The 25980-nt window shown below is 71.2% G+C and carries 21 protein-coding genes, 1 tRNA gene and 5 pseudogenes; 7 read left to right on the top strand and 20 right to left on the bottom strand.

What is annotated here, in order from left to right; all coding sequences use genetic code 11:
- The first annotated feature begins 215 nt into the window (after positions 1-215).
- The gene (locus U5640_RS43930) at positions 216-656 is read left to right on the top strand and encodes a hypothetical protein (RefSeq protein WP_340373761.1); all 441 of its coding nucleotides are present in this window, start codon (positions 216-218) and stop codon (positions 654-656) included.
- A gap of 403 nt (positions 657-1059) precedes the next feature.
- On the opposite strand, the gene U5640_RS43925 is transcribed toward U5640_RS43930, so the two are convergent.
- From U5640_RS43925 to U5640_RS43875, 11 genes and pseudogenes are all read right to left on the bottom strand, one after another.
- A complete protein-coding gene (locus U5640_RS43925) occupies positions 1060-1239 on the bottom strand; it encodes a hypothetical protein (protein ID WP_340373762.1) in 180 nt (59 codons plus the stop codon).
- A 208-nt stretch (positions 1240-1447) separates the two neighbouring features.
- A complete protein-coding gene (locus U5640_RS43920; RefSeq protein ID WP_340373763.1) occupies positions 1448-3853 on the bottom strand; it encodes a Helicase associated domain protein in 2406 nt (801 codons plus the stop codon).
- A gap of 180 nt (positions 3854-4033) precedes the next feature.
- Positions 4034-4711, bottom strand: coding sequence for a restriction endonuclease (locus tag U5640_RS43915; protein WP_340373764.1), 678 nt, complete (start codon positions 4709-4711; stop codon positions 4034-4036).
- A 126-nt stretch (positions 4712-4837) separates the two neighbouring features.
- Positions 4838-6030 (bottom strand): annotated as a pseudogene (locus U5640_RS43910) (IS3 family transposase).
- A 69-nt stretch (positions 6031-6099) separates the two neighbouring features.
- A complete protein-coding gene (locus U5640_RS43905) occupies positions 6100-6225 on the bottom strand; it encodes a hypothetical protein (RefSeq protein ID WP_340373765.1) in 126 nt (41 codons plus the stop codon).
- Positions 6226-6766: 541 nt separating this feature from the next.
- A pseudogene (locus tag U5640_RS43900) lies at positions 6767-7295 on the bottom strand (SbcC/MukB-like Walker B domain-containing protein); the annotation flags it as partial.
- A gap of 147 nt (positions 7296-7442) precedes the next feature.
- Positions 7443-7516 (bottom strand) — tRNA-Met (locus tag U5640_RS43895).
- A 61-nt stretch (positions 7517-7577) separates the two neighbouring features.
- The gene (locus U5640_RS43890; protein ID WP_340373766.1) at positions 7578-8150 is read right to left on the bottom strand and encodes a transcriptional regulator; all 573 of its coding nucleotides are present in this window, start codon (positions 8148-8150) and stop codon (positions 7578-7580) included.
- Positions 8150-9718, bottom strand: a complete 1569-nt coding sequence (locus U5640_RS43885; protein WP_340373767.1) for a helix-turn-helix transcriptional regulator — start codon at positions 9716-9718, stop codon at positions 8150-8152. Before U5640_RS43885 ends, U5640_RS43890 begins: the two co-directional genes overlap by 1 nt.
- Positions 9715-10002 (bottom strand): helix-turn-helix domain-containing protein, encoded by a 288-nt coding sequence (locus tag U5640_RS43880; RefSeq protein ID WP_340373768.1) that lies wholly within the window; start codon positions 10000-10002, stop codon positions 9715-9717. The genes U5640_RS43885 and U5640_RS43880 overlap by 4 nt, the downstream gene beginning before the upstream one ends.
- A gap of 363 nt (positions 10003-10365) precedes the next feature.
- Complete coding sequence (locus tag U5640_RS43875) at positions 10366-10578, bottom strand: hypothetical protein (protein ID WP_340373769.1); 213 nt, start codon at positions 10576-10578, stop codon at positions 10366-10368.
- A 488-nt stretch (positions 10579-11066) separates the two neighbouring features.
- Between U5640_RS43875 and U5640_RS43870 the strand changes: the two genes are divergently transcribed.
- Positions 11067-11393: a hypothetical protein gene (locus tag U5640_RS43870; protein WP_340373770.1), complete on the top strand. Its 327-nt coding sequence runs from the start codon at positions 11067-11069 to the stop codon at positions 11391-11393.
- Between the two features lie 62 nt (positions 11394-11455).
- On the opposite strand, the gene U5640_RS43865 is transcribed toward U5640_RS43870, so the two are convergent.
- From U5640_RS43865 to U5640_RS43855, 3 genes are all read right to left on the bottom strand, one after another.
- The gene (locus U5640_RS43865; protein WP_340373771.1) at positions 11456-11944 is read right to left on the bottom strand and encodes a hypothetical protein; all 489 of its coding nucleotides are present in this window, start codon (positions 11942-11944) and stop codon (positions 11456-11458) included.
- A gap of 119 nt (positions 11945-12063) precedes the next feature.
- Entirely contained in the window at positions 12064-12195 is a 132-nt protein-coding gene (locus U5640_RS43860; protein WP_340373772.1) for a hypothetical protein, read from the bottom strand.
- Positions 12196-12254: 59 nt separating this feature from the next.
- Positions 12255-17021: a cation-transporting P-type ATPase gene (locus U5640_RS43855; RefSeq protein WP_340373773.1), complete on the bottom strand. Its 4767-nt coding sequence runs from the start codon at positions 17019-17021 to the stop codon at positions 12255-12257.
- A 237-nt stretch (positions 17022-17258) separates the two neighbouring features.
- Between U5640_RS43855 and U5640_RS43850 the strand changes: the two genes are divergently transcribed.
- Positions 17259-17594, top strand: a complete 336-nt coding sequence (locus U5640_RS43850) for a hypothetical protein (protein ID WP_340373774.1) — start codon at positions 17259-17261, stop codon at positions 17592-17594.
- 104 nt (positions 17595-17698) lie between these two features.
- Here the strand turns inward: U5640_RS43850 and U5640_RS43845 are convergent.
- The 3 genes and pseudogenes from U5640_RS43845 to U5640_RS43835 all read right to left on the bottom strand — a co-directional run.
- Positions 17699-17938, bottom strand: a pseudogene (locus U5640_RS43845) (hypothetical protein); the annotation flags it as partial.
- A gap of 439 nt (positions 17939-18377) precedes the next feature.
- Positions 18378-18617, bottom strand: coding sequence for a hypothetical protein (locus U5640_RS43840; protein WP_340384844.1), 240 nt, complete (start codon positions 18615-18617; stop codon positions 18378-18380).
- 144 nt (positions 18618-18761) lie between these two features.
- Complete coding sequence (locus U5640_RS43835) at positions 18762-19298, bottom strand: TetR family transcriptional regulator (RefSeq protein WP_340373775.1); 537 nt, start codon at positions 19296-19298, stop codon at positions 18762-18764.
- 118 nt (positions 19299-19416) lie between these two features.
- Here U5640_RS43835 and U5640_RS43830 point away from each other — a divergent pair, with 118 nt between their 5' ends.
- Both U5640_RS43830 and U5640_RS43825 read left to right on the top strand, forming a co-directional pair.
- Positions 19417-20103, top strand: coding sequence for an SDR family oxidoreductase (locus U5640_RS43830; protein WP_340373776.1), 687 nt, complete (start codon positions 19417-19419; stop codon positions 20101-20103).
- 253 nt (positions 20104-20356) lie between these two features.
- The gene (locus tag U5640_RS43825) at positions 20357-21241 is read left to right on the top strand and encodes an alpha/beta hydrolase (protein WP_340373777.1); all 885 of its coding nucleotides are present in this window, start codon (positions 20357-20359) and stop codon (positions 21239-21241) included.
- A 451-nt stretch (positions 21242-21692) separates the two neighbouring features.
- On the opposite strand, the gene U5640_RS43820 is transcribed toward U5640_RS43825, so the two are convergent.
- Positions 21693-22016, bottom strand: a complete 324-nt coding sequence (locus tag U5640_RS43820) for a DUF6191 domain-containing protein (protein WP_340373778.1) — start codon at positions 22014-22016, stop codon at positions 21693-21695.
- Positions 22017-22221: 205 nt separating this feature from the next.
- Here U5640_RS43820 and U5640_RS43815 point away from each other — a divergent pair.
- Both U5640_RS43815 and U5640_RS43810 read left to right on the top strand, forming a co-directional pair.
- A pseudogene (locus tag U5640_RS43815) lies at positions 22222-23357 on the top strand (transposase); the annotation flags it as partial.
- 75 nt (positions 23358-23432) lie between these two features.
- Positions 23433-23636, top strand: a pseudogene (locus tag U5640_RS43810) (transposase); the annotation flags it as partial.
- Positions 23637-23733: 97 nt separating this feature from the next.
- On the opposite strand, the gene U5640_RS43805 reads toward U5640_RS43810, so the two are convergent.
- Entirely contained in the window at positions 23734-25023 is a 1290-nt protein-coding gene (locus U5640_RS43805) for a DUF418 domain-containing protein (RefSeq protein WP_340373779.1), read from the bottom strand.
- Between the two features lie 430 nt (positions 25024-25453).
- A complete protein-coding gene (locus U5640_RS43800; RefSeq protein ID WP_340373780.1) occupies positions 25454-25627 on the bottom strand; it encodes a hypothetical protein in 174 nt (57 codons plus the stop codon).
- Positions 25628-25980: the final 353 nt, after the last annotated feature.

Below are 25980 nucleotides of genomic sequence, written 5' to 3'. Positions count from 1 at the left end.
TCCCTGGTGGTCTTCGGGCGCCGGGGAAAAGCTCGGTGTGGTGCTGGTGAGCAGCAGCACCGAACCGCCCCAGGCCCTGCGCCCGTACCTCACCAGGCACAACGGTCACCATCGCCGGCCATGACGTCTCCTTCGATGCGGCCCGCGACCTCTGGTACGCCGACGTCGAGCTGGTCGCGCCGAACGGGGCGCCGCCCGCGGCGTGGCTTCCGTTCGTGCGACTGGCACTGGTGCGGTACCAGCCGAACTCGCTCGACGGCTACTCGGTGTCCAAGGTTGTCCCTTCCCCGATGGCCCAGCTGAGCCCGGAGCGTAAGGCCACCCTTGTGCGCGGCTCCGGCACGGCGACGATCTCGGTAACGGGGCCGGCGTACACGGGGAACTCGTGGCTGGCCACGACCCGTCCCTCGATGCGGGCTGTGGTCGAGCAGGCGAACCCGGCCGTTCCCGACCCACACCTGCGGTGGGAGGAGATCACAGGCTCGGCTGTCGCGCTGACCGCGACCGGAAGCAGCGCGCAGATGACATGGACAGGCACCGTGGCGGCCACCGGTGGCCCTTATGGCAACGCGCCGCGAAGGGTGTGCATCACCGAGACCGAACGCCACCTGGGAGGCACGGGCCGCGTCGTGTACCTGGATGTCCTGACCCTCTGACCCCGGCCGGCACGCGGCCGGGGTCAGAGGGTCAGGGCCGCGCCCGGCTTCGGCAGACATGCGAACCACCCACCAGGAGGAGGACGCCGTCCCGCAGGATCAGCGCACGCTGGATGCCGAATGCCGCACCCACCCCGCCCTGCGCCTATGACGAAGCGCAGGAAGACAGCTGCCGGACGGTTCGCCGGCCGGTGCGACGTCGGCTCACACTCACGAGTTGCCTCCGGGGCAGCGGCGCAAGCCGGGCTCCAGGCTGCCGGGCACACGAACTCAGGTCATGCGCTGGTCCCTGCCCGCCCCGGGGAGGAACAGCGGCGCAGCTGCGCTGGGGACCGAGGGGACGCCTGCCCGCTGCCGAGGCTGGGCCACCTGCGGGCGCTCGATCGCCGGCGGGCGCGCGTCGTCAGGCCGCGTCGAAGCTCGCCCAGTGGTCGATGAGATCTTCGCTTTCGTGTCCGGATCCGGCCTGGCTTGTGAGGGCAGCGACGATCATGCCGCCACGGCCGTGTTCGTCGGCGGGCCGGGCAGTTGCCCGGTTGTCCGCGGCGGCCTGGGGGCCGCCGTCGCTGACATGGACTTCCACGGCTCCCAGAACAGCGCAGTCTTTTCGACGACATCGACCGCTGGTAGATGGCCAGAACGCCCATCATGGGCCCCGCCTGCGCAGCGTTCCCTTGGTTTCCGCCGCGCTCTGCATCAAGACCCATGCCATGGCACTTCTCCCCGGCCGATCACCCGTGGTGGCACGAAGTACGAGGATCGGCGGCCGAGTTGAGCTCGGCGGCCGGTCCTCACCCGTTCTCGGGGGCGGTGGTGCCAGGAGCGGAGATTGCCTCGATGCCGTACTCGGCGAGGGTCGCGGTCAGCATCTGCGTCTGGCCGGGCGGGAGTTGCCCGGCGTTCAGCCTGGTGCGGGCCTTGGCGAGCCAGGGGCCGATCATGACGCGTTCACCGTCGACCTCCATCCACTCGCGGGCGCCGGGGGTGCGTCCCCAGCGCTCGACGAACAGGCCGAGGATCCGCACGGTCTGGGCGAAGGTGCGCCGCCTCGGGGCGCCGGTGCTGGGGGGAGCCTGGTCGGGGGTGAGGCCGATCCGGGTGAGCAGGTCGCGCTGCCCGGGGGCGAGTCGGGTCCAGATCGTGAATTGGCGGTGCAGCCAGCTGCCGGCCTTCACCGTTGCGATGACCGTGTCGCGGGTCAGGGTGACAGGGTGGGTGCCAGCTTCAATGTGGCGGCGGATGACGTGGTACTTGCGGTGCCAGTCGGGGCCGTGCGGGAGTTTCCAGTCCGGGTCGAGGGCGGTGAGTTCGGTGCCGCGGGCGGGGGCGAGACGGCCGTTGCGGGCGGCGGTGCGCTGGTCGGCGAGGAACTGGCCACCGGGCTGGTGGGCGGGGACGGCGAGGTGGCCGTGCTCGGCGTGGAAGGCCTCGACGGTGGCCATGTGACCCTGCCAGAGGGCCTCGTGCTCGTCCCAGACCATGCCGAGCGCCTCCAGCTCGGCGATCCACGCCGCATCGAGGGCGCCCGCGCGGCAGGCGGTGCGCTGGCCGGTGATGAAGGAGCCCAGCCGATAGCCGTAGGCGTCCTCGTAGTCGGCGGGCACGCGCAGGTGGCCGTGTTCGGCGTGGTAGCGGATGGCGGCGGCGAGACCGGCGCGGCGGGGGGCGGACAGGACGGCGCCGCTGGAGGGCCACACCAGCAGGTCGAGGGCGCGGGCGATCGCCGAAGGGTCGAGGGTGTGGTCGAAGCGGAAGCGGCGGGTGATGTAGGTGTGGGAGTCGCGGGCGGGATGCCGGTTCTTGGCCCGGGGGGCGCGGGCGGCGATGGTCTGGTCATGGTGGCGCAGGGCGGCGGTGACCAGCCAGAGGGCTTCGTAGGGGGTGCCGAGGAGGTCGGTGGGGTCGGCACCGGGCGGGATGTAGGCGGGGACCACGAGGCCGGCTGTCTTCGTCGTGGCGGTGGGTGGTTTGCGCAGGGCGCGGCCGAGGGCCTGGACGATGCGGCGGACGCTGGCGGTGCGGTCGGCGAAGACGACGGCGTCGACGGCCGGCAGGTCGACCCCTTCACCAAGGACCTTGGCGTTGGCCAGCACTCCCCGGTCGGCGTCGGTGAAGCGGGCGATGATGTCGGCGCGCCGGCTGGGGCTGTGGGTGCCGTCGATGGACTGCACGACGACGTCGTCCGCCCAGTCGGGGCGCAGTTCGTCGGGGAGGGTGCGCAGGGTGTGGGCGAACTGGCGAGCGAAGTCGGCGGCGTCGGCGATCTGCTGGAAGTAGACGAACACGTGCCGCAGGTCCTGCTCGCGCATGGCCTTGAGAATGGCCAGATGCAGGGCGGTGGTGCGGCGTGCGGTGGGCCCGGCTTCAGGATCGGTGAGGGCAGTGCGTAGTTCGGTGTCGGTGACGGTGGGAACGATTAGTTGGTAGTCGGCCAGAACGCCGTCGTCGATGGCGTCGGCGTGGGAGTAGGTGTGCAGGCGGGGGCCGAAGATCTGTGGCTGGTCCATGGTGGCCAGCAGGGCCGGGTCGTCCCAGGCGGGTGCGGTGGCGGTGGTGCGTTTGGGTTGCGCTCTGGTGGTGGGCGGCTCGGTCAGGCGGGGGGCGTCCCACACATAGGGGGTGGCGGTGAGGTAGAGGCGGCGCTCGGCAGGGATGCGCTCATTGTCGTGGAGCGCGGTCCAGTTCTTCTCCCAGGTGCCGGCCGTGGCGTGGGCCTCGTCCACGACCAGCAGGCCGAAGAGGGGGGCGGGGAAGATCGCGGAGTGCTGGGCCTCTTCGATCTTGGACAGCGAGTCGTAGGTGAAGAAGACCGTCGCTTTGGGGTGGCGGCCGAGCCAGTAGGCCAGGTACTCCCCCGCGTTGGCCGAGTCGACCTCGGCCTCGGCGAGCAGCGGGTGGGAGGCGGCGCGTAGCGAGGAGACGGTGATCATCGGCTCACGGCGGCCGTCTGCGCGGGCGGCCGCCGCCCACTGTGCGACCAGGTCCAGGCTGGGCACCGCCACCGCCAGGTGCTGCACGCCGAGTTCCTCGGCTACGCGCAGTGCGAAGAGGGTCTTGCCGGTGCCGCAGGCCGAGACGGCGTGCCCGCGGGTGTGCGGGCGGCGCAGGTGGCGAACCGTGTGGGCGAGGCCCTCCTGCTGGTCTGTGCGCAGGACCAGACGCCCGGGGTGTTCGGTTGGGGTGGGACTGGCGGTCATCGCGCGTTTCCTCGGCGTGCAGGAGGGGCTGACTCGCGTTCATTCTCGCGCACAGCAGGGGTGCGGCGCGGGGTCTCTGCTCTGGCGGGTGCGCGCTGCGAGCCCATGCGCGCCCCATGATCAGTTGTCGGATGCGGACAGGGGGCGAATGCTCGGGGCTCGGGCTTTCTCCGCTTGGTTTCAGGCAGCCCGGCGGAAGGCTGTCTTGCGTGCCGTGGGCAGGCGCAGAAGTTCTTGCAGGGGCGTGCCGTGTTCGGCCCACCGGCGCAGGCGGTCCCGGTCGATCCAGTGCACCTGGTGGCGTTCGCCCCATGCTCTGGCGTCCCGGGTGAAGGAGCCGTTGGTGACCACGACTGCGATATCGGCTCCGTGTGCGGGGCCTGCGGTGCCTTTGACCTGGTACATCACTGAGGAGCCGACCTTGCCGGCGACGGTCGTGTGCTTGGCCTGCAGGACGATCCTGCCGCGTTGGCGGTCCTCGCCGATGACGTCTGCGGCCTGGTCTCCTTGTCGGCCGACCTGCCGTGCGTTCCAGCCGTCCCGGAGGAGCAGGTCACGCAGGGCGAATTCGAAGGCCTGGTCGTCCATGGCGTCGAGTTGCGCGAGCGTGATCCGGAGCCGGGCCAGCGTCTCGGCCCGCACCTTCCGGGCCTGCAGTTCACGGATGAACCGCCAGGCTGCGTAGCCGAGGGCGAGAGCCGCGAGGAGGGCGAGCCATGGCCAGATGCGGACGGCTGCCTGCCATGTGGCTGTGGCGATCTTGGCCAGCAGCCAGAGTGCGGCGCAGGCGACGGCCGCGGCGGCGGCCTGTTCCCTGCCGCCGCGGGGTGGGCGTAGCCGGGGCGAGCGGCGGGGCATCAGTGGCCCACGCTCGCTGACACTGATGGTGTAGGGGTTTGCGGTGGTGTCGGGGAGGCCTCTCCGAAGCCGATGAGCTGGCTCCATTGAGCTGCCCCGAGTTTCGTGGAGTCCGGCGATCTTGTTTCAGGCGGACTGCGGGGTGGCCTCCTGCTGTCGCCACCAGTCGCGTTCGTACTCGGCGGGCGGTACGTAGTCGAGGGCGGAGTGGAGCCGTTCCTCGTTGTACCAGGCGACCCACTGGAAGATCGCCCGCTCGAGCTGGTCGACGTCCCTCCAGGGGCCCTGCATCTCGATCAGCTCGGCCTTGAAGGTGCCGTTCAGGGCCTCGGCCATCGCGTTGTCATAGCTGTCCGCGACCGAGCCGACCGAGGCCGAAGCCCCGACGTCGGACAGCCTCCCGGTATAGCGAATTGATACGTATTGCGCCCCGCGGTCGCTGTGATGAATGAGGCCGGAGTCCTTCTTGATCTTCCGTCTCCACAACGCCATCTCCAGTGCGTCCAACGGCAGTTCGGTTCGCATGTGGTTCGCGACCTGCCAGCCGACGATCGTCCGGGAGAAGACGTCCAGGACGAACGCCACATACACCCAGCCCGTCCAGGTGCGGACATAGGTCATGTCGGCCACCCAGAGCTGGTCGGGTCGGCTCGCGGTGAAGTCACGGTCGACCAGGTCCGGCGGCCTGGGTGCCGCCGGCTCCGGCACGGTGGTGCGGCGCCGCTGGCCGCGGATGACGCCTTCGAGGCCCAGTTCGGCCATCAGCCGCTCGACGGTGCAGCGGGCCACGTGGACGCCCCTGCGCCGCAGCGCGCGGGTGATCCGGCGGACGCCATAGGTGCCGCCGGACTCGGTATGGACCTGTTCGATCAGCGGCATGAGCTGCTCGTCCCGCAGTCGGCGGGCCGACTTCGGCCGCTTCTTGCGCGCGTAGTACGCCGACTCGGACAGCCCCAGCACCCGGCCGGCGAACCCGACCCCGAGGCCCTTGTCCCTGAGGTGCTCGATCACCTGGTCGGCCTCGTCCGGGGACGGTCGAGTTCCGCCGCAAAAAACGCGCTCGCGGCCTTCAGAATCTCGTTCGCCCGCCTCAACTCCGCGTTCTCCCGGCGGAGTTGTTTCAGCTCGTCCCGCTCTGCGGTGGTCAGCCGGTCGTCGCGTTCCCCGGTGTCCGCCTCGGCTTGGCGGACCCAGCCGCGCAGGGCCTCCTTGTGGATGCCCAGGTCCTTCGCGACATGCGCGATCGGACGGCCGGTGGTGCGGACCTCGCGGACGGCACGCTCGCGGAGCTCGTCGGGGTATTTACGTGGTGCTGGCACTGCTCGTGGTTCTCCTTCGGGCCAGGATCATAAGCCTGGCTTCAGGGACTCCACGAAACGGGGGTCAGCTCACCATAGCCACACCACCGCGATCAGCCCTGCGATCGACCAGCCGCTCAGTTTCTTCGCGCTGGGGCGGGGTTTGCGTCGGTAATGACTTCGCACCTTGTAGGAGCCCTCGGGCGGCTTCGCCACTGCTTCCTCCTCCGTGTCGTCAGGCCGCCGACTGCGGTCTGAGCTACGGGAATTGGTGTAGCAGCGGGCACTGACAAATCGGCCGGTTCGATCAGTGGAAGCCTTGGCGGTGCCTCGAAAACGCGCCGTGATGCGGTCACGGGGCGGGGTTCGAACATGCGGGACAGTGGTTCTCGGGTCTGCGGAAACTCCTGGCATGCGGACTGGACTGGCGTGTTCTGGTACGGCTGTGGTGGCCGATGCAGGTGCTCATGCACCGCAGTGCTCTGTTTCCGTCACTTCGATCACGTGCAGAAATGGCATGAAGCAGTACGTGTTCGATGCGCTCCTTCTTGGGAGGCAGGCCGGGTGCCTTCAGGGATGGGCGGCTTTCGACGCAGGGGCGCTGTGGGGCTGCCTTCTCGGCGGGGCCGAGAGGGGTACGGGCAGCCCCGGCGGTTGTGGCTACGCCTTGGGCCGACGGCGGGTTGAAGATCGGTGAGTGTGCGCGGCCTGGGGCTTGCGTTTCGTCGGCGGGGGCGGGTCCGGCGTCCGCCTGGGGTCATTCGGCCGCTTCGGTCAGATGTGTGAGGGTGGAGCCGTCGATGTTCTTGGAGATGTGCAGGCGTTGGGTGATGCGGCGGCGGAGTTCGGGGACGTGGCTGATGAGTCCGACGGTGCGGTCGTGGGCGCGTAGGGAGTCCAGGACGTCGAGGACTTGGTGGAGGGTGTCTTCGTCGAGGGTGCCGAAGCCTTCGTCGATGAAGAGGGTGTCCAGTGCCTGGCCGCCGGCTTCGGCGGTGACGATGTCGGCCAGGCCCAGGGCGAGGGCCAGGGAGACGTAGAAGGATTCGCCGCCGGAGAGGGTGTCGGTGTGGCGTTTGCGTCCGCTCCAGGCGTCGAGGACCTTGAGGTCCCAGGCCTGATTTGGCCCCTCGGGCGGCTCTGTCGTCGGAGTGGACGAGGGTGAAGCGGTGGTGGGACATGCGTGACAGGCGGGTGTTGGCGGCGTCGACGACGTCTTCGAGGCGGGCTGCCAGTACGTAGGACTCCAGTTGCATGCGGAGCTGGTTGCTGGGTGAGCCGCCGCTGAGGGGATCACGGCCCCGACACGCGCGCGTATCCATGGTGACCTGTGCCGACACGGCGGCGCCGGGCGGGAGGAAACAGATGGCGCGGCGAGGATCGTCCAGGGAACGCGAAAGAGCCCGGATCGTGTAGATCCGGGCTTTCGGCAGTAGCGGGGACAGGATTTGAACCTGCGACCTCTGGGTTATGAGCCCAGCGAGCTACCGAGCTGCTCCACCCCGCGTCGGTGTCCCCTACCCTACGCCATCCCAGCAGGCGCCGAAGACCACGTTTCGGCGCGGGCTCTATGCGGCGAAGCCGACGTTGGTGACGTACTCGTACTGGCCCCACTGCGAGCCGAGGTCGACGATCGTGTCCTGCCACGCGGCGTCGAGGCCCTGATGGTCGCCGGCCGCCCAGGAGCCGACGATGCGGTCCCAGCGGCGCACGTTCATCGTCCGGTACTCCACCACGCGCTGCAGCTGCTGCGGCACCTGGGACTGGTTGAGCGGGTGGATCTCCACCCGGGTGCCACGTCCGTCGCGGTTGAGGCGTCTGAGGAGATGGCGGGCGACGTTGTGCCGGCGCACCGTCCGGTACGCCTGGTCGATGCGTTCCAGGCTGGTCTTGGAGGGGCGGCGTCTGCCCTCCAGCCATGCCTTCAGCGTCCGGCGGGTCACGGTGAGTCCGGCGTCCTGCGCGGCCTTCAGGGTCGGGGCCGACTTCGTCAGGTAGTGCAGGCGCGCCATCCAGCCGCGCTTGGCGGTCACGGGAGTGGCGATGCCGCCCGCGAGTTCGTCGAGTTTGCGCGCGACGGCGTCGCTGCCCTTGATGCCCCGGGCGCCGAACCTCCCGAAGTCGATGTTCTTCTCGGGCACTACTCCCCCTCGCCTTCGTGCTCAGCGGCGTCGGTTCCGGCGGTGTACGTGTCCTTGACCTTGACCTCGGTAACAGCTCGGCCTTCGGCGAAGACACGGCGCCAGTCACCGATGACGTGGAGTTCGTCGGTGCCCATCGCCCGGACGACGGCCAGGCCCTCGTCATGGGCCTTGAGCGCCTTGAGCCACAGATTGGCGAAGGCCTGACTGCGGATGAGGTGCATCCAGTCCGGACGGTAGAGCTCCCGGTTGTAGTTCGACTCCCCCATCGTGGAGACGAACTTCGCGTACATCGCCTTCACGTACTCCAGCGTCACCGTGTCGCCCTGCTCGATCGCCGTGTCGCGGGCGTCCTTCAGGGCGATGCGGAACTTCTCCAGCAGGTTCTCCGTGGCCCCGGAGGTGTACGACTCGTGGATCTGAGGAGGCTCGCACAGCTGGTGCCTGGGGCCGGACAGGCGCAGCAGGAGGCGGAGCGTCGGCTCGGTGACCCACAGGGGGCCGGGCTCGTCCCGCTGGCCGATCGGGTTGGGCAGCACCGCCTCGTGCTCCCACTCGGGCGGGGTGATCAGGTGGACTCCGGAGCGGCGGCGGTCGTGGGCGAGGCCGGTGGAGTGCTCGAGCTGGCCCAGGGGGAGGTGCGTCTTGAGGGCGGAGAGGTAGGCGCCGTTGATGTCGAGCGCGGTCACCTGATGCCGGCCGGGCGGGAGTTCGTGACGCGTCCACTTGGGGCGGGCTTCCCAGATCTGATCCGCGCCGCGCGCGGTCTGCTTCTTGAGGATGTCGGGGATCCAGGGGTGCGCGATCACGTCGTAGCGGGCGCCCTTGCGGGTCTCGTCCAGCAGTCGCATCGCGTCCGGGATGGCCCGCTTCACCAGCGCCGCCGTGGCTGCGTCGACGTCGCCCCGGTGCTCGGCAAGCGCACCCTGCACGGCCTCACGGATCAGGTCGACCGGGCCGGACGTCTCCTGGAACGCGTGGCGGGCCGGGCCCTTGGAACGCTCCGTCGCACGCGCCGGACGTGTCGTGCGCAGCGGCGCTTTCGAGGTGTGCGCGGTGGGCTGTCCGGCCGGCGGGGCAGCTGGGGCCCCGGTGGCGGTGGGCCGGCAGTCGGCCGGGGTCAGGTGCTGAGCGAACCCCGCCACGCGTTGTCCGGCGGGATGGCCGCACAGCACACAGGGCTCGGGGGCGACGAGCAGCTCCACGTCGTCCCCGTCCTCGTCCTGGCCGAGGCCGGACGAAGACAAAGGGGTGACCGTCGCGGCCGTGCCTGACGTGACGGGCTGCTCCGCAGCCGGCGCCGCCTCGGTCTCGGTCTCGGTCTCGGTGGCGAGCTTGGCGTTCAGCCCGTCCAGCAGGTAGGCGTATTTGGTGCGGATCTCGCCGGCCGGGTCCCGGCCGCTTTCCCATCCGCTAAGGGTTGAGGGGCTCACGCCGAGCGCGCGTGCCACCTGTGCCTTGGAGAGCCGAGCCCGCTCTCGCAGCTCGCGGCGCACGTGGCAGGGCGGGAGTTCGGCCTGGGGGCCGACGGCGTCGAGCAGCGAGTCGATCGCGTCGAAGTCGCTCACCGGTCCGTCCCCCTCGCTTCGGCCCGCACGGTACGGCGCCTGTCGGCGGGCAGCGCCTCGCACGCTCTGGTCGGACCCGCCAGGAGATCCAGCGCGCCGATGCCGTAGTGCTCGGCCAGGACGTCGACGTCGCGCAGGCTCCAGGAGATGGCGCCCGACTGCCGGCGCGACACCTGTGTCTGCGTCAGTCCCAGCACCCCCGCGACCGACCGCTGCGATTCACCCGTTACCTGCATCAACGCGGCCACCGTCAGCCGCAGCGACTCCTCCAAGCGCAATCCCATGCCATCATCTTACCCGAATCCATGCAACTTACGCATCTTAATCAGCTTTTCACTATCATTAATGCAGAAAAGCTTTCAGCGTTCTGAGGGAGCTGAGGTTCTCGGGCACGAGCGATCCATGCCGCCCTGATCAACGCGGAAGCCGTCGGGCCGCGCGCCGGGCTTCCCGATTCGCCTGGCGCGCCTCTTCCACCGCACGATCGGACAGGCACCGCGGGCACACGAGGTCCACGACACGGCGGCGCAGGGCCCGGCGCAGCCGGAGCCCGGGCGGTGGCGGCCACCCACGGCAGTGGCGGCGCACCGTACGCACTCCAGCATCTTCCCGTCGGAGGCTCCGAACGCCCGGAACTACCCTGGGCGTCACCGCGGTGGCTGAGGACCGGCCGATGCTCCTTCCGGATGCTCGTTGATCCAGGACAGGCCGCCGATGTCGAGGCGGCGCGGGGTACGGGTGACGGCTACGTAGGCCAACCAGGCCTCTTTGTCGTCGATCCGGCGGACGGTTCCCTGCCCCGTGTCGTGCGGCGGCCCGTCGGAGGGTGGGGTGAAGTCGTCGGCGATCTTCGGAACCATGCAGCAGCGGCACGCCCCCCAACTCGGCGCCGCCTGACCCGGTCGGCATGCAGCTGACAGCCGCAGCACACACGGCACAGCCCCAGCTCACACCCCGACCCGCCCGCTGGAACCGTGCACCCGGCCTCCCTCAACCAACCCACAACACACCAGGCCAGCAAGCCCGCGATACACCAACAAGCCCCCCTCCGAGCGTTAACACGCAGCTGGCCCCGGCACGTCGTCTGGCACGGTCCGATGCGAGGGGAGCCACGGCCGCCGCCGCTGGAACCATGAGGGCCACCGCTGCCTGGTCGGGCACCACCGCCTTCGGGGTCCGGCACGGGCTCCGTGTCGCAGGACACGGGGAGTGGAACGTCCATCGGCTCGCTGGTCATGGACGCGATGCGGACCGGCTGCTGCCGCTCGGCACGCCGCTGTCCCCGCGCCCTACCTATGGTGGATGGAGGGGAAACCGTGGGAGGGGATCGGGAAGGGATGACGACAAAATGACCGCAGCGAACGTCACTCCCCAGGACATCGGCCGCGTTCAGCCCGCTGCCCCCGCCGCCCCCGCCGCGGGCGACCCGCAGAACGCCCGGGTGGCGGCCGAGCGTGCGGTGACGCACAACACCGTCGCCCTGGACGTGTTCGGCCTCCGTGTCGAACTGCTCCCGCTGGACCAGCTCGCTTTCCTGGCGGGCCTGGGTGCTCTGGCCGCCCTGGAGATCGTCGAATGGCCGGTGGCGCTGGTCCTGGCAGTCGGGCACCAGCTTGCCCACAACCACCACAGCCGGGTACTCCGTGAGTTCGGCGATGCCCTGGAAGAGGCTTGACGCAGGTCGGCGTCGCTCCCGGAAGCCGCGTCGAACTCACGGGGTTCGCGTCGGCTCGTCACTCATACCGTCGCGGTCTCCCGCTGGGCGGCTTCCGTCCGGGCGGAAGGCTCGGGTCCGGCCTGACGACGCCGCTCCTGCGTCTGCCCGGCTCGTTTACGGGCGCCCTGCTCGCGGGTGATCACTTCGGTGGCGGCGCCGACGGCGACGGCGACCGGCCACTCCAGGGCGCCGACCACGGCCATGCCGCCGAGGATTCCGTAGTAGGCGAGCTTGCGGGGCGAGGGCAGCAGGGACGCGGCCGCGCGGGCGTTGGTGAACATGTCGCCGGGGGTCACATAGGGGATGGGAACCGTCGGATGCGCGGTGTGCAGGTGCACCACCTTGCCGCCCGTCGGCTCGTCCCGGTTCTGTGCCACCTCTTGGCGGCGTTCCGCCGACGCCTCCGGCGCCGGCGGTGCCTGCGCCTCGGCCGTCTCGGTCCGGGCCGTCGTGCCCTCGGGTGTCGGTGGTTCTCGCTGGGGCTCTGGCTGGGTGTGTGGGGCTGTCATGTCCGTTCTCCCGGTGCTGGGGAGCGTGCGTGGAGGGGTCCCCCTCCAGCCTCCAACCGCGGACGGTGATAAAACACCTAATTCTTGGAAAAAGGGAAAAATTGACGTCCGGTGACGGATCAGGCGTGGGCGGTCACCGGGCGCCCGCCGCCGGCGAACGTCTTCCAGAGGTGCAGGGACAGGCGGATCAGGGCGGCCTCGAGCAGGGCGACCGCCGCCTTGGTCAGAATCGTGGCCAGGATCTGCGGCATGATTCAGCCGCCTTTCGTGTGTGTCGTGCCGGGAACCGCTCCTTTGTCCGGTGTCACGGCTACCGAGAGGCGACTTGAAGATGCATGGCAGGTGAACTTGCACTTTCCTCTGGTGGCGCGGGACGCGCCCGTCCCCGCGCCGGGCGGGCAGCGGAACCCGCCGCACGCTGCACCAAGGCGGGCAGCACCACGGAGCCGACCGCCGACGTCAGCGCGATCGTCCAGCCCGCGGGACCCAGGGGCCGGCTGCCGAAGAAGTGGCTGAGCCCCGGCACGGTCACCACCACGGCCAGCACCGCCAAGGACCCCAGGGCGGCGGCGGCGACCACCGGGTCGCGGCCCGCGTCCTGCAGCGTCTGGAGCAGCTGGGATGTCACCAGGGCGACCAGGGCGACCGTGTCGGCGCGCCCCCGGGTGCCGGTCGCCCGGGCGATCACCCAGGCGGCGACGGCCGCACCCGTGGTGACGGCGGCCCGCAGCCGGATGTGGCGGGTGAGGGCCGCGCCGAGCGAGGCCTCGGGCCCCTCCGCGAGCAGTTTCGTCGTGTGGTCGGCCGGGGGCCGGGCGGCGATGGCCAGGGCGGGCAGCATGTCGGTGAGCAGGTTGACCAGGAGGAGCTGGCGTGCGTTCAGCGCGCTGCGCCCGGTGAGCAGACTGGTCGCCAGCGTGAAAATGATCTCTCCGAGGTTGCCGCCGAGCAGGATGCCCAGCGCCTTGCGGACCGAGGCCCACATGGCACGGCCCTCGACGATGGCGTCGACGATGGTCTCGATACGGTCGTCGGTCACCACGACGTCGGCGGCGGAACGGGCCGCCGGAGTGGCCCGGGACCCGAGGGCGATACCTACGTCGGCGATCCGGATGGCGGCCGCGTCGTTGGCACCGTCGCCGGTGACGGCCACGACCCGTCCCGCCGAGCGCAGGGCGGTGACGATGCGGACCTTGTGCGCCGGGGTCACCCGGGCGAACACGGTGATGTGCGGCAGGGCCCGCACGAGCGCGGCATCGTCGAGGCAGTCCAGTTCCCCACCGGTCATCAGCCGCGGTTCCTCCTCGGGCAGCAGCTCCCTGGCGATGGCGGCGGCGGTACTGGGGTGGTCCCCGGTGGCCATGACGATCCGCACCCCGGCGGCGGCGAGCCTGTGCACACTGTCGGCCGCGGTGGCCCGTACCGGGTCCGCGAGTCCCAGCAGGCCCAGCAGACACAGTCCGGCGAGGTTCTCGTCGCTGACATCCGCGGGTGCGGCCTCGTCCCGCGGTGCGCCGGAAGGCAGGACGCGCTCGGCGACCGCGAGGACCCGCAGGCCCCGCCGGGCCAGGCGGTCGATCTCCGCCTCGATCTCCGCCCGCTGCCGGTCTCCGAAGGGCGCCTCGGTGCCCTCCCGGCGGATCCGGTCGCAGCGGGCCAGCACGACCTCGGGCGCGCCCTTGACGGCGATCCGCGCCTGGGAGTCCGATCGCCCCAGCACCACGTGATAGCCGCGCCCGGGCTCGAACGGCAGCTCCACCACCCGTTCCCAGCTGTCCGTGCCGAGCCCGGCGGCCCGGGAGGGGGACTCTCCTAGCAGCTCGGCCCCGGTGGCGATGGCGCGGTCGGTGGGGTGGGCGAGCGCCCTGGCCGGCCCGGTCGGACCCGCCAGGGCCGCCGTGGCGAGGATCCGCCGCAGCGCCGGGGAGAGCCGGTCCGGGGGACGGCGGTCCAGCCCGTCGGAGACCTGCTGGAGGCTGATCCTGCCCTCGGTGAGGGTGCCGGTCTTGTCGAAGCACAGCACGTCGGTGCGGCCCAGTGCCTCGATGGTGGAGGCGCTGCGCACGAGGGTGTCGCGGGTGGACAGCCGGCGGGCCGCGGCCAGCTCGGCGACGGTGGCGACGAACGGCAGCCCCTCGGGCACGGCCGCGACGCACAGGCTGACCGCGGAGCCCAGGGCGGCGCCCAGCGGCCGCCTGCGCAGCAGGTCGAAGGCGAGGAGGGCGAGGCCGGACCCGACGGAGAGCGGCAGGAACCAGTGGCCCAGCGACTTCAGCCGCCGTTCCACACCGCTCTCCGGCAGCCCGTCCAAGGGGCCCGCCTCGGCCGCGCTGCCGGCCTCGGTGGCGGTCCCGGTGGCGACCACCACGGCGAGCACCTGACCGGCCGCGACCGTCGTTCCCTGGTAGAGCATGGAGGTCCGGTCCGCGACAGCGCGCGCCGCGGACGGCGCGGCGGTCTTGGCGACCGGCAGCGACTCGCCGGTGAGGCTGGACTCGTCGGCCTCCACGCCCTGCGCCTGCACCACCCGGCAGTCGGCCGGGATCGCGTCACCGGCCCGCAGCTCGATCACATCGCCGCGCACCAGATGCTCCGCGGCCGCTTCGACTGCCTCGGCCCGGCTCCCGCGGCGCACCCGCACGCGCACCGAGGTCGCTTCGACGAGCCGCTCGGCCGCCCGGTCGGCCTTCTGCCGCTGCACACCGCCGACCAACGCGTCGACCCCCAGTACCCCGCCGATGAGCACGGCGTCCAGGGCGGAGCCGAGAGCCGCCGAGATGCCGCCGCCGACCGCCAGGACGGGCGTGAGCGGATTCGCCATCTCCTCCGCGAACCTGCCGATCAGCGTGAGGGCACCGGCGTGCCGGTCCCGGCCCTCGACATGCCGGCGCCGGGCGGCCTCGGCCTCGTCCAGGCCTCGCGAGGAGGTACCCAGCCGCGCCATGACCTGACGTACCGTCATGGCGTGCCACGGAGTGCGCTCGACGGCTGCCGGAGCCGGGCGGCGCCGCAGCCGCCAGCCCGCCCAGAAGCCCGTGGTGAGCCCGGCGACGGTCACCGCGTCGGTCACCATGCGGGCCCGCGCCCAGGCTGCGGAGCGGGGAACGAGCAGGGCGAGGGCCGAGCCCGCGAGCGCGCCGGCGCTCTCCATGCGGGTGGACAGCACATTCACCCGCCGGGCCTCGGGCAGGGCGGCCAGCAGCAGATGGACGACATCCGGCTGGGCGGCGACATCGGCCTCCCAGGGGACCCGGCGCGCACCCGTGACCACTCCGATCCCCAGATCCGCGTGCACCAGGGCACGCCGGGTTCGCGCCGACACCACGGCCACACCGTGCCCCCGCGCCTGGAGGGAGCGGACCAGCGCGGCGGTCCGGCGGTGGCCGGTGGGAACCGCCTCGGGCAGGCCGAACCGACGGTGCAGCCCCACCGGGCCGCCAACCAGCCGCACCTGGCCGCACTCGCCCGCCGTGCGCACCAAGTGGTGGGCGAGAGCGTGCAGTTGAGGGACCAGGCCGGCCACGGCCACCGGCGTGCCGTCCCGCAGGACGAGCACGACCTGTGCCCCCTCCTCGGCCCAGCGCGCCGCCCGCGCGGCGGTCTCCTCGGACACCGTCCCGCCGCCGGGAACGTCGTCGGGAACGTCGTCGGCACCGGTGTACGGCCGCAGCTCCCAGCCCGCCCGCCGCAGCGGCCGCGCGTGGCCGGTGCCCTGCCGAGGCCGCCGGTCCGGCGGGCCGCCGGGCTCGATCAGTTCGAGGATCCAGGCGTGGATCTCGTCCTCACCCGGGCCGTCCCCGGCGGCATCAGGGCGGCGTGCGCCGTCCGGTCCGGACTCCGCCCGGCCGGGCCGTCCGCCGGGCGGCTCCAGGCGCACCAGGCTCTCGACCGTCCATCCGCCGGTGGCCAGCACCCGGGCGTCGAGGACGACCGTGTCGATCCGGTCGAGGCGGCGCAGCGCTTCCGGGCGCAGCACCAGCGCCCCACGGTCCGAGACGGTCTGCGCCACCGAGCAGGCGAACGACTCCCGTCCGAAGCGCGGACCTCTCGGGGTCCCGGCGGTCAGCAGCGCCAGCCCCCGGTCATGACTGAGCGTGCCGACCGCGGTGAGGCCGTACGCGGCGAGGGCCACCGGTACCGCCACGTTGGCGTACCGCTCGCTCGGCGCGGGCGGCAACGCGGCCGGCCGCTCCTGCGCCGACACCGCATCGTGGCGGTACACCCCATCGTGCGCGGCGAGCGTGCGAGCCCAATCCCCCCAAGCCCTGCGGCGGGCCTGCACCTCCGCGTACCGGAGGGCGGTCAGCACCGTGGTCGCCGCGGCGCCGAGGGGCCGGAACGTCAGCGTCGTCAGCAGCAGGTTCGTGGCGGCCCAGACCCGCTCCGCGCCCTTGTCGCCGAGCCGGCCGGCGAGCCCCTCGCGCAGCCGCGGCGTGGCCTCGACGAGCTGCGCCGCCGAGATCACCACCGGAGGGAGGCCGCGCAGCCGCAGCACGTTGCCGACCGACGCCACCCCGACCGCCGCCAGCCCCGCACCGAGGTGCAGGGCCGCCTCGATCCCCTGCCCCGCCGCGCCGGGGAAACCGACCGGGCGCCGTACTCGCTGCGCGTCGGCACCCGGCCCGCCCCCGTCGCCGGTTCCCGGCTGCGGTGCGACGGCGTCCGCCGCGCAGACCAGGGCGACGACGCGCTCCAGGTCGGCCTCGGGCCCGCAACCGACGTACACGCAGCCCAGCGCGCCGTTCACCTCGGCGCGGTAGACGCCCGGCACCTCCTGCAGCGTCCTCTCCACCTCACGGGCCGCGCCGGCCGTCCCGGGCCGTCCCAGGCGCAGGACCTCGATCTGTACGCCGCCGGGTGTCTGCCAGAGCTGGGGCGCACCCGGCCGCAGCAACTGCCCTACGACCGGCAGCGCCGCCGGCGCTTTGGTCAGCCACTGCGAGGCGGAGCGGACCGCTCCGGACAGTCCGGTGCCGGATGGAATGAAACGGGCGAATGGGGACGGGGGGCGCGCCGGCTGGATCACATGGCCTCCACCATCGTCGACGGGGGTCGCGGCCAGCGCCCGGGAGGACACACGGCTGAGTCCAGTATGTGTGGTTTTGTTCTTACAGTCCCGCGCGGCCCGGGCCGGATGCGCCGATCGGGAACCCGGCTGCGGGGCGGCAGGGAGGCGAACCCGGCCCGCCTGCGGGGGTGCGTCACCGTGGTGCCGCCCGCTCGCTTCGCCGGGCTCGCGCTACCGCCCGTGGCCGATGCGCGGCACACTTGAAGGGAAGCGTTCGTCGCAATTCATATGATCTGAGTGATGTGTATGACTTCCAGTGCAGCTCAGATGAACTCCGGCGCGGCCCAGACCTCTGAGCGCGGCATGGCTCCTGGCGATCTCAAGGCCAGGGCGGCGGGAATGGCCTCCCGACTGCCCGAGTTCCGGGGCAGGGATCTGGTCTTCTACGGCGGCCTGGGGGCACTGACCATCGCCGGTGCGCTCGAATGGCCGGTCGCCCTCGCCGTCGGCGGGGCCACCTACGTCGTGAACGGCGGCTGGACCCGGCGGGAGACCAAGGCGGGTGCGGGCGAGGCCGCAGAAGCCGGCGAGAGCGGCGGGACCGGCAAGGAACAGGAAGCCGCAGCGCGGCGCGCAGGCTGACAAGCCCGCCTTCCGCGGGTGAGGGGGAAGCGGCCTTTCCCGGCGTGACACTCCCTCACATCCACTGGCAGCAGGCTCTGACCGCACGCCGGTCGGAGCCTCCGTCAGGTGTGGTCGGCGCAGCAGGGTGTGGGCCGGGGGACTTCGAAGGGGGCCAGGGTGCCGCCGGCGGCCGGGATCAGGGCGAGGGTCAGCAGTCCGTCACGCCACTCGGGTCGTACCTGGTCCCGGGTGAGCACCGGGGTGGCCGGGTCGGGTCCCTGGCCGTCGGCCGACGGTGTGCCGACCACCGTGAGCCGGTCGACGGGGGCCAGGGCGAGCAGGTCGGCCCTCGCGGTACCCGATCACTGCGCCAGGCGACCATGATCAATCTCACGCCGGTACGACCACCACCAACATCTCCACGAACGCTGGCGCACACGCCTCCACCGGCTCACCACCGCCAACCCCCACATCCCCCCAGGCCCCGCCTCCCCCACACTGACCTGCCGCAACCTGATCACCTGCCCCGAGACCCTCGCCCTCGCCACAGCCCTCGGCCACCTGCCCCGTTATGTTTTCCGCGGCTCCGCAACGGGGCCGCTGGCCTCTGGGCCCGGCATGACTGTTGCCCCCTGTCGAAGGCATGACCTGGGGGGTGGTGTCACCGGGCCCGGGAGGTGCCGTCGGAGACGCTGATCAGAGGTCCGGCCACCGTCCGGTCCGGCGCAACGCCGGGCCGTTCGCGGACGGCAGGTCTGCATAACGTGGATGCGCTGTCTTCACCGACCGGGTGGCGGGCCGTCAGGGGCTGTCGCCACTCCAGTCCCACCGGGCCGGGTCGCCGGGGCGCGGGTGGTACAGCGCCCGCCCGCCGGACCCGAACTGCCCGAGCTCCGTGAGGAGGGAGACACCGTCGTCGATCTCCTGCGGCCTCCAGCCGGTGATGTCGAGCAGCAGTCCGTCCAGCGGCCCGCAGACCAGTTCGGCGCGGTTGCGTCCCGGCTTCGGGCCGGGGTGGTCGTGGTCGGTGCCGATGAGGATCTCCGGATTTCCCCACCCGCACTCAGGACGTTCCCCCAGAGCTGCTCTTGTTCCCCAGGGAGCCTGGCCAGCGCCGTCGAGACGAGTCCGCCCGGCCTCCGCAGGGGCTCACCCGACTCCGGGGAGCTGAGCGTTTCGCCGGCGTCAGTCGCCTCGGCCCAGTACCTTGCGGGCGGTGGCGAGGATCTCCTCGGAGACGGGTTCGCCCCTGGTGGCGCGCGCGAGGACGAGTGCGCCGACCATGGTGCACAGCCGGCTGAGGCCGTCGTCCTGGTCCGTGGCGAGACGCTGTGCCATCTCGCTGACGCCTTCGCTGTACTTGCGCTGCGCCGCGGGACCGCCCTGGCCGCGCGCGATGTCGGCTGCGAGGGCTGCCACAGGACAACCGCCGGCCACGTCGTCGCGGTGCCCGGTGGACAGATACGCGTCGATCTCGGCCTCAGGAGAGGCAGCCTCGGTCGCAGCGCCTCCGACCGAGGCTGCGAAAGCGTGCGTGGTGGCCTCGTCGAAGAGCGCTTCCTTGGAGGCGAACTGCTTGTAGAAGCCGCCGTGAGTCAGTCCGGCCGCCTTCATCACGTCCGCGACGCTGATCTGGCCCCCCTGCTCCTTGAAGAGTCGCGACGCGGTCTCGACGACGCGGCGCCGGTTCTCTTCCGCCTGCGCCTGCGATACCCGGCCCATCGCCCACCTCCCAAATAGATGCCACTCGTCATCTATAGTAGGCTCGATTTTAGATTACATATGTAATCTATTCGCGGGGTCGCCGGTGCGGCCCCTGACCTACCGGAAGTGATGGATCATGGAACTCAAGGGTGCGACCGCTGTGGTGACCGGCGCCAACCGTGGGCTGGGACGCCGCCTGGCCGAGCAGCTCGTGCAGCGCGGGGCGAAGGTGTACGCCGCTGCCCGCCGGCCGGAGACCGTGGACCTGGACGGTGTCACGCCGCTGCGGCTCGACGTCACGGACGAGGCCACGATCCGGGAGGCCGCCCGTGTTGCGTCCGATGCGACGCTGCTGATCAACAATGCCGGTATCTCCCTCGGCACCCCGCTGATCGCCGGCGACCTGGCGGCCGTCCGCGCGGAGATGGGCACCAACTTCCACGGGCCGCTCGCCGTCACCCGCGAGTTCGCCCCGGTCATCGAGGCCAACGGCGGCGGAGCCGTCCTGAACATCCTCTCCGTGATCTCCTGGTGGCACCCGGCCCAGGCCGGCTCCTACGCGGCGTCCAAGGCCGCAGCCTGGGCGATGAGCAATGCCGTCCGCGAGGAGCTGGCACCCCGCGGTATCACCGTCTCCGCGCTGCACGTCGGCCTGATGGACACCGACATGACCGCCGGTATGCCCACGGCGGACAAGGCGGACCCGGCCGACGTCGCCGCCCAGGCCCTGGACGGCATCGAAGCGGGCCTGCCCGAGATCCTCGCTGACGACGTCACCCGGCAGGTCAAGCAGGGGCTGTCCCAGACGCACGCCCTCAGCTGAGCCCACCGGGGCGGCGGCCCTCACCCGCTCGTCCACGGTGACCGGCCCGTGGACCCCGCGGTCGCGGGCCCGCCTCGCCACCCTGATCCACCCAGCAGACAACGGCCAGGAGACCGCCGTCGCGTCCACTGCCCGCGGGGCCCGACGGAAGGGGCACATCCTTTCCGCCACCGGGCCCCGCCCCAGAGGCCGACGCCCCTCCCGGGCCAACGAGCGAACCACAGCCTTCGACAGCACACAGAAAGCCCCCGTCATGAATGCACCAGGAACACCCCTGTCCCGTCCGCCGTCGTCGTCTTCGTACAAGGACGCGCCGACACGCTCGGTGTCCGTCCGCGATGTCGACTTCGTCTACCGGGAGCTCGGCCCCGAGGACGGCGTACCACTGATCCTCCTGAACCACCTGGCAGCGGTCCTGGACAACTGGGACCCGCGCGTCGTCGACGGAATCGCCGCCCGCCGCCGCGTCATCGCCTTCGACAACCGCGGAGTCGGCGGCTCAGGCGGCACCACACCCCGCACGGTCGAGGACATGGCCCACGACGCAGCCATGTTCATCAACGCCCTCGGGCTCGACCTGGTCGACCTGTTCGGTTTCTCGCTGGGCGGCTTCGTCGCACAGGTCATCGCGGCCGAGCAGCCGCACCTGGTCCGCAAGCTCATCCTCGCGGGCACCGGCCCCGCCGGCGGCCAGGGCATCGACAAAGTCACGGCGATCACGCTCCGCGCCGCACTCAAAGGAGCCCTGACCCGCCAGGACCCGAAGCAGTACCTCTTCTTCACCGACACCGCCCACGGCCGACGCGCCGGCCGCGCCTTCCTGCAACGACTGACGGAACGTACCGACAACCGCGACAAACCCATCGCCCCGCCCTCGTTCCTCGCCCAACTCAAGGCCGTCCACCGATGGGGCCTCCAGACCCCGTCCGACCTCTCGGCAATCCGCCAGCCGGTCCTCCTCGCGAACGGTGAACGCGACCGGATGGTGCCGAGCCACAACACCACCGACCTGGCCGCACGCCTGCCCCACAGCCAACTCGTCCCGCTCTACCCCGACGCAGGGCACGGAGGGATCTTCCAGTACCACGATGACTTCGTGGCCAAGGCACTGGCCTTCCTCGACGCTCCAGGCGCCTGAGAACTGCCGCGCCCGCCGGTCGAGACCCGGGCGTACCCGATCTTGATCTCGGTGCGGACGAGGGGTTCGGCGACGAGGAGGTCCGGATCGGGGGCCGGTTCGAGGGCGGTCATGGCCCCGGAGGATGTCAGAAAACGGTGGTCCGAGGTTGTTGAATGGCCCCGGTCTGATGCCGCCTGGCACGGTGGTCCGGAGCCGTGGCCCCGCAGCACACTCCGGCGACCGCCGAGCAGTTAGAGGAGGGGGCAGAAGCCGACGTCAAGGACGAGTCTTTCCACCCGATCGCGACCTTCGCAGACGGCGAGTGCGTCGGCGCATCGGCAGCCATCTCCTTCGACGTGACGGTTCCTGGCGGAGGCACGGCCAAAATAGCCGGTGTCACTTCTACGGACTGTCCGAACACAGGGTGCCACCGCAGGCTGAGCACGTTCGACGGCGGCTGGCGCTCGCCCTACCGACCAACTGGAGGAGACATCCGAATGACCGCTGTTCCGCCCTCCAGATCCACCATGGTCCGGTTCGGCGGCGCTCCGTCCTCCTCGTCGTCCCTCAGAATGAGCGCCGACTGGCGCTCCTTCAGTTCGCTCTGTTTGCCCGGCGAGAAGCTCGCATGAAGCTGCTCGAAGCCGGTTGCTGAGATCTGCCCCTGTCTGGCGCTGTTCCGCCAGGGCAGCAGCCCGGCTCGCCCGGCTCGCAGAAGCAGCTGGTCAGCGAAGGCCAGAACGGTCAGCACGATGACCAGTCCAGGCAGGGTCATGAAGACGGCGAATCCCATGCCCCCAGTATCAAGGGCAAGGCCCACATTCATACGCCCTCTTCGGAAACACATACGACTGCCTCGTTTGATTTTTGAGCCGGCCGCACGTTCACCGAGGATCAGAAACGGGTACTACGTAAGAGGTCGTTTTCACCTTAATTATTTATGTATCTCGCAGATTGCGAGTCGTGGTGGTCTGATGCTGGTGGCCCCGGCGAGCAGGAGCAACTGGCTCCGCCCCGACGCCCCCACCAGCGACGACCGGCTCTTCTGCCAGATCTACGGACGCGGCGACCGCAAGACGGACCAGCTCGTTCCCGGCCGGCCGTACTCCTTCGTCGCCGCCCTGGAGACCGGCCGGACCTCCTGGGTCGCACTGCTGGACGCCGTGCGCCTCGGGCCGGCCGACGACTCAACCGCCGTGACCGCCGCCCAACTGCATGATGTCGTCGAGCGGTTGACACAGGCCGAACACTGGCAGCCGGGCGACCCGAAGATCCTGATCATGATGGATTCCGGCTACGACGTCGCCTACCTCTCCCACGCCCTGGCGGACCTGCCGGTTGTCCTGGTCGGACGCCTGCGCTCGGACCGCGTCATGCTCCGCGACCCCGGCCCCGCCCGCTCCGGGCCGAAGGGCGGACGGCCGCGTCGGCACGGTGGCGTCCTCACCTTCGCCAAGCCCGAGAGCTGGCATCAGCCCGAGGTCACCACGCTCACGGACACCACCCGCTACGGCACCGCGGAGGCGATCGCATGGGACCGGATGCACCCAAGGCTCACCCACCGCGCCCCCCTGGCTGGACGACGCTGAGGAGGAACTCCCCATCCTGCACGGGACGTTGGTGCGGCTGAAAGTCGAGCGCCTGCCAGGCGACCGGGACCCGAAACCGGTCTGGCTGTGGTGCTCGGCCCCCGCTGCCACCGGCGCGGATGTGGACCGCTGGTGGCAGTCGTTCCTCCCGCAGATTCGACCTGGAGCACACCTTCAGGCTCCTGAAGCAGACGCTCGGCTGGACCGCCCCGAAGATCCGCCACGCCGACAGCGCCGACCTGTGGACCTGGCTCATCATCGCCGCCCACACCCAACTCCGCCTTGCCCGGCCGCTGGCCGAGGACCTCCGCCGCCCCTGGGAACGGCCCGCCGAGCCCCGCCGCCTCACCCCTGCCCGGGTGGGGCGGGGGTTTCGCAACATCCGCCCGACTACCGCTCGCCCAGCGGCGGCGCCGTAACCGTCCAAGCCAGGCCCGGGACGGCCTCCCGGCTCGAGGAACAAGCACCGGGCCACACGTCACGACGTCGGAAAGACAGTCAAACGCGCCGAATCGATCAAGGAACACCAAGCCCGACGAGGATAAATTCCAAGCTAAGACCGTGTCCTACGTGGCGAGGCGGTCGCTGGTCAGGGCAGGGGGCGGGGTACGTGGAGCTGGATTGTTCCGGACGGCCTGTGGGAGATCGCGAAGCCGCTGATCCCGCCGTCGAGGGTGCGGCCACAGGGCGGCGGGCCGCAGGACACGCCTGATGAGACGCTGTTCGCGGCGATCATCTACGTGCTGGTCAGTGGCTGTGCCCGGCGGGCTCTGCCGCCCTGCTTCGGCATATCGGAGTCGGCCGCTCACCGCCGCTTCCTCATGTCTGTCACCGTGCCGCCGTGCGGACCGAGTCCGGCTCGATCGGCCTTCGGCCGGGGAGGCGGCTCGTTGCGAGGGAGCGTCCCGCCCCGGCCGGGTCTCATCGGATGTGCTCGGCCGGCTTGGTGGCGGCGTTGAGGAGGTGTTCCAGGGGGCCTCGGCGGAAGAAGCGGGACCAGATCGCGGCGAACACGGTCGCCCCGAGGACGAACATGATCAGTGGCACCCATGACTGCTGGGTGCCGGTCCCGGCGGGCACGGACAGTACGGACTGCGCGAGGAAGTGGCCGACGTAGGCGGTCAGGGACATGCTGCCCACGGCGATGACCGGCTTGGCCAGGCGGCGCAGTCGCGGCAGGCGGTCCATCGCCACCGTCGCGCCCACGATCACGAGGACCGCGACGCCCACGCTGCCGATGATGTCGAACGTCGTCCCGCTGTGCGGCCCGGCCTTCAGCAGGTACGACGCGGACATCTCGGGGAACGGCCCCCCGTCGGGCGGCATCGAACCGCCGGCGGAGGGCATCGCCCCGGAGCTGCCGGACGACGACCCGTCTTCCGCCGTGCTCCTCAACGCGCCCGATCCGGCGAGCAGCAGGGACATGCCGTACGCGGCCGCGGTGAGGGAGGCGCCGAGAGCGGCGAGGCGCTTGTGAACGGTGCTGGAGGACAGGTCGAGGCGGCCCAGCGCCATGCCCGCGATCACGAACGACATCCACGTGAGTGCCGGGTAGAAGCCGGTGAGCAGCAGATCGAGGACACCGACCTCGCTGAGGTGGCGGAGCGGGTCGTAGGCGTTGATGCTCTCCTGGACCGACGGGGTCAGCAGCGAGGTCAGGAGGTACGCCAGCTGCGGTGCGGCCAGGGCGAACGCGGCCGCGACGAGGGCGAGGGTCCTGGCACTCAAGCGCACCAGGGGCAGGGCGAGGAGGAAGTAGACGCCGTAGAAGCCGAGGATGATCACTCCCCCGTACTCCATCGCCATCACGGTGCCCAGCGCCAGCAGGACCACGGCGCGGATCGCGATGCGGACCTTCGCCTGCCTGCCGGCCAGGCCGGTCTTCGGCTCGCGGCGGCCGGCGATCAGCGTCAGCGAGAACCCGGCGAGGGTGGCGAACAGGACCGAGGAGTGACCGTCCGCCATGTACCGGATCCAGCTGGCGGCGCCCGTCGTGGCGGACAGCGGGGGGCCGATGTGCACGATGTACATGCCGAACACCGCCAGCGCGCGGGCCAGGTCCACCCCGACGAGGCGTCCCGTCGAGGGACCGGGCGAGGCCGGCGCGGCGGACTCGGGGGGCTCGGGGGGCCCGGGGGAGGTCCGGGGCTGCGGAGGCGGGTTCTCCTGCGGAACTGACGTGTCCTGCGGTGTCGTTGGTGTCTGTGGCATCTGGAGACTCTCGCGTCGCCGCCGGGCGGGGAGCTATCCGGCAGGCTTCGGTAACGGCCCCGCCCACCGGCGGGTTCCGCCCCGCCGACCGGCGGAGTCCCATGCCGGCCTGTCCGCTGCGAACCTCGCCCGAGCAGCCGGGGTCAACGACCACCAGGAGCGCGGCGGTGCGCGGGCCGGCGGTGCCGCGGTCGTGGACGACGTCGGCGTACGCCTGCGAGCCGAAGGCGCGGACCGCCAGGGCCGGGTTACCTGTGTCGGCGGGCCGGCCGGTCAGCTGCCGGCGCAGGGTGTCCTTCTCCGCCGGCACGTACAGGGTGTGCTCCTGGCCCTGGGTGCGGTCGAGGCGGAACCCGTCGGGCGTCTCCGCGAGGAACGCGTCCGCGCCCGTCCAGGCCGGCGGGACGGGGATCTCCCGGGACGGTGTCGATCAGGTCGGGGAACCGGCCCTCCCGCGGACCTTGGCCGGCTGCAAGGACAGACGGCGGTGCATCGGCGCCGTGTGCGGCAGTGTTCCCTCGGAGGCCAGGCGGTACGCGACCTGGCGCAGCGTGAGCTTCATCGGCGCGTACCCGTTCACGATCTCCCGCGGCCGGTCCGCCACGGACGGCCACCGCACCCGCTCACGCGCCCTACCGGTAGGTGTACATGTACCCCTCGCTGCCCTGCGGCCCGGGTTCACGTTATCCACAGGCGCAAGCGTGACCGGCGGTTCCTTCGTACTCTGCTGCCCGCACCGGCCACACGGGGGTGTGCGGGATGCGGTACGGCGTGGTGGTGGAGGACCTCGCGGTGGAGGTCATGGCACCGCTGCCGGACGACCGGGCACGGCGGGAGGTGATGGCACTGGTGGAGGTCGCGCGGAGGGATCCGCGGGGTGCTGGATCCCGTTCATGCCGCACGCCGGTGCGATCGGGGTCCGTGACATCGGGTGGGCGGGCTGAGCTCGGGGCTGTC

It is taken from the genome of Streptomyces sp. SS7, from assembly GCF_037993025.1.
Classification (GTDB): Bacteria; Actinomycetota; Actinomycetes; order Streptomycetales; family Streptomycetaceae; genus Streptomyces.
The sequence above is the reverse complement of the archived record's forward strand: the minus strand, read 5'-3'. Positions and strand labels throughout refer to the sequence as shown.

What these genes read in the sequence shown, in the direction of transcription:
- U5640_RS43850 (WP_340373774.1), top strand. Translation starts at nt 17,259, where the DNA reads ATGACTTCCAGTGCAGCTCAGATGAACTCCGGCGCGGCCCAGACCTCT.
- U5640_RS43915 (WP_340373764.1), bottom strand. Translation starts at nt 4,711, where the DNA reads ATGCCCCGCCGCTCGCCCCGGCTACGCCCACCCCGCGGCGGCAGGGAA.
- U5640_RS43825 (WP_340373777.1), top strand. Translation starts at nt 20,357, where the DNA reads ATGAATGCACCAGGAACACCCCTGTCCCGTCCGCCGTCGTCGTCTTCG.
- U5640_RS43820 (WP_340373778.1), bottom strand. Translation starts at nt 22,016, where the DNA reads ATGGGATTCGCCGTCTTCATGACCCTGCCTGGACTGGTCATCGTGCTG.
- U5640_RS43860 (WP_340373772.1), bottom strand. Translation starts at nt 12,195, where the DNA reads ATGCCGCAGATCCTGGCCACGATTCTGACCAAGGCGGCGGTCGCCCTG.
- U5640_RS43870 (WP_340373770.1), top strand. Translation starts at nt 11,067, where the DNA reads ATGACCGCAGCGAACGTCACTCCCCAGGACATCGGCCGCGTTCAGCCC.
- U5640_RS43830 (WP_340373776.1), top strand. Translation starts at nt 19,417, where the DNA reads ATGGAACTCAAGGGTGCGACCGCTGTGGTGACCGGCGCCAACCGTGGG.
- U5640_RS43835 (WP_340373775.1), bottom strand. Translation starts at nt 19,298, where the DNA reads ATGGGCCGGGTATCGCAGGCGCAGGCGGAAGAGAACCGGCGCCGCGTC.
- U5640_RS43875 (WP_340373769.1), bottom strand. Translation starts at nt 10,578, where the DNA reads ATGGTTCCGAAGATCGCCGACGACTTCACCCCACCCTCCGACGGGCCG.
- U5640_RS43920 (WP_340373763.1), bottom strand. Translation starts at nt 3,853, where the DNA reads ATGACCGCCAGTCCCACCCCAACCGAACACCCCGGGCGTCTGGTCCTG.
- U5640_RS43805 (WP_340373779.1), bottom strand. Translation starts at nt 25,023, where the DNA reads ATGCCACAGACACCAACGACACCGCAGGACACGTCAGTTCCGCAGGAG.
- U5640_RS43865 (WP_340373771.1), bottom strand. Translation starts at nt 11,944, where the DNA reads ATGACAGCCCCACACACCCAGCCAGAGCCCCAGCGAGAACCACCGACA.
- U5640_RS43880 (WP_340373768.1), bottom strand. Translation starts at nt 10,002, where the DNA reads ATGGGATTGCGCTTGGAGGAGTCGCTGCGGCTGACGGTGGCCGCGTTG.